The organism is Pseudomonas sp. K5002 (genome assembly GCF_013386655.1).
Lineage (GTDB): Bacteria > Pseudomonadota > Gammaproteobacteria > Pseudomonadales > Pseudomonadaceae > Aquipseudomonas.
In genome coordinates this window covers 1-4,726 of the sequence record NZ_JACARK010000641.1, presented here as the reverse complement: position 1 = coordinate 4,726, position 4,726 = coordinate 1, and the positions used below count along the sequence as shown (strand labels likewise).

Here is a 4,726-nt window from a genome sequence, read left to right as displayed (position 1 = left end):
CCAGCAACCTCGGTGGCCGCACCCTGGCGGACTTGATCCTGGGGCTCGATACGCCGTTGGTTCGCCAGCCATGGGTGATTCATCCGGGCCGGCTGGACGGGCTCAAGGCCTGGGAACCGGAACCCTGCCGCTGGCTGGGCTACAACGCAATCATCCGCAGTTTTGTGCATGAGGACCAAGTGTTGGCCAACCCCAATACCGCCCCGTGGCGCCGCAAACTGGCCAGCGGGGTTGCCGGGTTCATGGAAGGTTTCATGCACTAATTCGTTTCAATCACCACAGGTATGAACATGAGCATTACCCAGTTCAAAGACACACTCAGCGCCCATTTGCCGGATTCCTCGCCCGTCGCCGTGCCGCTAGGCACACCGGTCGCGGTGACCTCGACCTTGAGCGTGGAACGTAGCGACGGCGTCGAAACCGGCATCTGGGAATGCACGCCCGGGCGCTGGCGCCGGCAGATCAAAGCCCAGGAGTTTTGCCACTTTATCCAGGGACGGTGCACCTTCACCCCCGACAACGGGGAAATGCTCCACATAGAAGCCGGCGACGCACTGATGTTGCCGGCCAACAGCACCGGTATCTGGGACATCCAGGAAACCGTGCGCAAGACCTATGTATTGATCCTCTGATTCTTTGATCTTTGATCGCCTGCCATAAAAACAGCCCTAAAACCGCCAGGAAATCGAACCATGAGACCCATTGCCCTGTTGCCGCTGGTATTCGTCGCCACCCTCAGCCAAGCCGCCGAGACGGTGAAGATCTACAACTGGTCGGACTATATCGCCCCCGACACCACCAGGAACTTCCAGAAAGAAACCGGCATCGGTTTCACCTACGACGTGTACGACAGCAACGAAACCCTCGACGGCAAGTTGATGACCGGCAAATCCGGCTATGACGTGGTGTTCCCCTCCAACCACTTCATGGCCCGGCAGATCCAGGGCGGGGCGCTGAAGAAACTCGACAAGAGCCAGTTGCCCAACTGGAAGAGCCTCAACCCGGTGCTGCTCAAGGCCCTGGAAAACAACGACCCGGGCAACGCCCACGGCTTCCCGTACCTGTGGGGCAGCACCGGTATCGGCTACAACATCGACAAGGTCAAGGCGGTACTCGGCGACAACGCCCCAGTGGATTCCTGGGACCTGATCTTCAAGCCCGAGAACATGCAAAAACTGCAGAAGTGTGGCGTCGCCATCCTCGACAACGGCCCGGAGCTGCTGCCGGCGGCGCTCAACTACCTGGGCCTTCCGCACCACAGCAAGAAGGCGGAAGACTACAAAAAGGCCGAGGACCTGCTGATGAAAGTGCGGCCATACGTGGCGTATTTCCACTCCTCGAAATACACCGCCGACCTGGCCAACGGCGACATCTGCGTGGCCGTCGGCTTCTCCGGCGACATCCTCCAGGCCGAAAGCCGCGCCAAGGAAGCCAAGAATGGCGTGAATATCGGCTACAACATTCCCAAGGAAGGCGCCGCCATCTGGTTCGACATGGTCGCCATGCCCGCCGATGCCCCGGATGAAAAAGCCGGCTATGCCTTCATGAACTACCTGCTACGCCCGGAAGTGATGGCCAGCATCACCAACTACGTGCACTACGCCAACGGCAATGCCGCGGCGGACAGCCTGGTGGACCCGGCAATCAAGAGCGACACCAAGGTGTACCCAAGTCCGGAAATGATGGGCAAGTTGTTCGCACTGGAAGCAATGCCGCTGAACATCGACCGGATTCGTACGCGGGTGTGGAACACCATTCGTACCGGGCGTTGATGATCGTTCCCACGCTCCGCGTGGGAATGCATCCTGTGACGCTCCGCGTCACGACTTCAAAAGCGCATGCGGAGCGTCCAGGGCGGCGTTCCCACGCCGCGGAATCAAGGATTCTCCAAGTCATGCCCCAACGACTGGATAAACAACGAAAACAGCTCCGGCTGCGACGAGATATCCAGCTTGGCATACAGGTGCCGACGATGAACCTTGACCGTATCCGGCGAGATATTCAGCCGTTCGGCCATGGCTTTTGACGAAAACCCACGCAACACCAATCGCGCTATTTCCAGTTCCCGCTCCGACAATACGCCACAGCCAAAATGACTCAACGCGTCCCGTATCTGGCTGGCCATTTCCGCCGGCGCGGCCACTCGCTGGGTGCTTTGCTGCCAATGCTGCTGCATCAACGGCAACACCCAGGCCGCGAGCATGGTCATCAACCCCGTTTCCTCGCCGGTAAACAACCGCTGCATCCCCAACGACAGCGATAACGTCCCCGCACCCGGCAATTGCAGGATGAATTGCACCTCGTCTTCCAGCACGTTGTCGTGGAAGTAATTGAGGAAGTATTCACTCTGGCGAAAATGATCCGGCGCCACTTCCTCAAGGCGGTACACGCCACTGGCATACCCCTCGCGACACGCCTGGAAAAACGGGTCCAACAGGTACAAGCCATTCAGATAAACCAGCATCGACGCCGGTTTGCTGCTCGGTTGTGCGTCGTATTCTTCCAGCGCTTCGGGCGGGCCATCGGCGGGGTAGAAGATCGCCAGGGCATTGTCGAAGGGCAGGCATTGGTGCAGCAACAGCACCAGTTGCTTCCAGAAACGCCCGGTGCCGATCTGTGCGACGGTACGCCCCAGGCCCGCGTGCATGCCGACTTCCCTGAACAGGCTCATGTGCAGCTCCACGCTAAGGATTCAGGCCGCAAGGGTTCGACTTTTGCCCGGCGGCGTCAAGGGGAGTACTCCAATAGGGGAATTGGCCGATTTACACAGAGTGTTTAAGTTGGCCGTCAGTCAGTGGGGAACATACCCTGCGCCGCTTCACCTTTTCGTTTCTGCCTCAAACCAAGAACAATCAAGAGGATAACGATATGAGTGCTCCTTCCACGCCCGACGGCGTGCTGAAACCCACCCTGAGCGTATTCGATGTAGTGGCCATCACCGTCTCGGCGGTCACCCCGGCCAGTTCAGTGTTCGTGATTGCGCCGTTTGCCATCCAGCAGGCCGGCAGCGGGGTGTTCCTGGCCTTTGTGATGGCCGCCTTGCTCGCGCTGATGTTCGCCTTTTGCTACGCCGAACTCGGGCGTGCCCACAACAGCGCCGGCGGCGAATACGTGTATGCCAAGCGGGTGTTCGGCGGCATGGCCGGCTACGCGACGTTCCTCACGGTACTGGTGATGCTGCTGTTTATCCCGCCGGTACTGGCCACCGGGGCGGCGACTTACCTGAATAACGCCCTCGGCACCCAATTCGATTCGCAAACCGTGGCCCTGGTGATTGTGGTGTGCAGCTACGCCCTGGGCATCCTCAATATCAAGCTGAATGCCTGGATCACCGGCACCTGCCTGCTGCTGGAAGTGGCGGCGTTGCTGGTGATCGTGTTTATCGGCTTCGGCAACCCGGTGCAGCCGGTCAGCGTGCTGTTGCAACCGCAAATCGTCGAGAACGGCGTGCTGCACCTGGCGCCCTGGGCGCTGGTCATCGGCGCGGTGGGCATCGGCCTGTTCTCGTTCAATGGCTACGGTCCCGCCGTCTTGCTGGCCGAAGACATGAAGTGCGGCGGCAGGGGCGTGCACAAGGCGGTGTTGTGGTCCCTGGGCCTGGTGGTGGTCATCGAGCTGGTGCCGATCACCGCCTTGCTGATCGGTGCGCCATCCCTCAGCGCGATGATCAGCAGCCCCGACCCGATCGGCTACCTGCTGACCAGCCACGGTAACGAAACCCTGTCGCGGCTGGTCAGCGCCGGGATCTTCCTGTCGGTATTCAACGCCATCGTCGCCATCGTCATCCAGATTGGCCGGGTGGTGTTCAGCAGCGGCCGCGATGCGTTGTGGACACCCACCATCAACAAACTCTTCACCCGGATTCATCCACGCTGGGATTCCCCGTGGTTGGCTACGCTGTTCCTGGCGGTCCCTTCGGCATTGCTCAGCTTCAGCTCCAACCTGGCGGACCTGACGTCTTTCAGCGTGCTGCTGATCATGCTGGTGTACCTGATCGTGGCGTTGAGCGCGTTGATGAGCCGGGTGTTGCTGCGTGACCGCGAGCACCCGTATCGCATGCCGTTGTGGCCGGTGCCGGCCTTGCTGGCGGTGCTGGGCGCCGGCTACCTGTTGGTGACCCTGGCGATTGCCGCCTCGGTTCGCGACATCATGATTATCATCGGCCTGTTGGCACTGTCGGTGATCCTGTATTGCATCAGTGGCCGGTTGAGTCCGGCGTTTCAGAAATTGTAAGGAGTGGTTATGCGTGCACGTCAATTGGGCATCACCTTGGGACTGGGTACGCCCGGTGAGTTGAATGCCATCACCGACGTTCCAGGGGTTCGGGTCGGCCACAGTACGATCAAGAGCCGCATCGACGGCAAACAGGTACGTACCGGCGTGACGGCGATCCAGCCCCGGGCCGGTGCCGCGCGGTATCAGCCATGTTTTGCCGGCTACCACGTGCTCAACGGCAATGGCGACGCCACGGGGCTTGAGTGGATCAGCGAATCGGGGTTGCTGACCACGCCGCTGGCGATCACCAACACCCACAGCATCGGGATTGTGCGCGACACGCTGATCGCCCTGGAGCGCGAAAGCCTTGAAGATCCCGCCGTGTACTGGTGCATGCCGGTGGTGATGGAAACCTACGACGGCTTGCTCAACGATATCTGGGGCCAGCACGTCGGCCCGGAGCATGTGCGCGAGGCGCTGGCCAACGCCGAATCCGGGCCGGTGGCGGAGG

At 60.6% G+C, this 4,726-nt stretch carries 5 protein-coding genes and 1 pseudogene; 5 read left to right on the top strand and 1 reads right to left on the bottom strand.

What is annotated here, in order from left to right; genetic code table 11:
* The 3 genes and pseudogenes from HX846_RS25295 to HX846_RS25285 all read left to right on the top strand — a co-directional run.
* Positions 1-263: pseudogene (locus HX846_RS25295) on the top strand (FAD-dependent oxidoreductase); the annotation flags it as partial.
* 27 nt (positions 264-290) lie between these two features.
* Positions 291-632: a cupin domain-containing protein gene (locus HX846_RS25290; RefSeq protein ID WP_178966318.1), complete on the top strand. Its 342-nt coding sequence runs from the start codon at positions 291-293 to the stop codon at positions 630-632.
* 60 nt (positions 633-692) lie between these two features.
* On the top strand, positions 693-1,772 hold the full coding sequence (locus HX846_RS25285) for a polyamine ABC transporter substrate-binding protein (protein WP_178966317.1): 1,080 nt from the start codon (positions 693-695) through the stop codon (positions 1,770-1,772).
* 104 nt (positions 1,773-1,876) lie between these two features.
* On the opposite strand, the gene HX846_RS25280 is transcribed toward HX846_RS25285, so the two are convergent.
* Positions 1,877-2,671, bottom strand: a complete 795-nt coding sequence (locus tag HX846_RS25280; protein ID WP_008433783.1) for a helix-turn-helix transcriptional regulator — start codon at positions 2,669-2,671, stop codon at positions 1,877-1,879.
* 197 nt (positions 2,672-2,868) lie between these two features.
* Here HX846_RS25280 and HX846_RS25275 point away from each other — a divergent pair, with 197 nt between their 5' ends.
* Both HX846_RS25275 and HX846_RS25270 read left to right on the top strand, forming a co-directional pair.
* A complete protein-coding gene (locus HX846_RS25275; RefSeq protein WP_003217116.1) occupies positions 2,869-4,233 on the top strand; it encodes an APC family permease in 1,365 nt (454 codons plus the stop codon).
* A 9-nt stretch (positions 4,234-4,242) separates the two neighbouring features.
* Positions 4,243-4,726 (top strand): P1 family peptidase (locus tag HX846_RS25270; RefSeq protein ID WP_178966316.1); only part of this gene is annotated, 484 nt, incomplete at its 3' end.

Excerpts from the sequence above, each read along its gene's own strand:
- HX846_RS25275 (WP_003217116.1), top strand. The coding sequence starts at position 2,869 with ATGAGTGCTCCTTCCACGCCCGACGGCGTGCTGAAACCCACCCTGAGC.
- HX846_RS25280 (WP_008433783.1), bottom strand. The coding sequence starts at position 2,671 with ATGAGCCTGTTCAGGGAAGTCGGCATGCACGCGGGCCTGGGGCGTACC.
- HX846_RS25285 (WP_178966317.1), top strand. The coding sequence starts at position 693 with ATGAGACCCATTGCCCTGTTGCCGCTGGTATTCGTCGCCACCCTCAGC.
- HX846_RS25290 (WP_178966318.1), top strand. The coding sequence starts at position 291 with ATGAGCATTACCCAGTTCAAAGACACACTCAGCGCCCATTTGCCGGAT.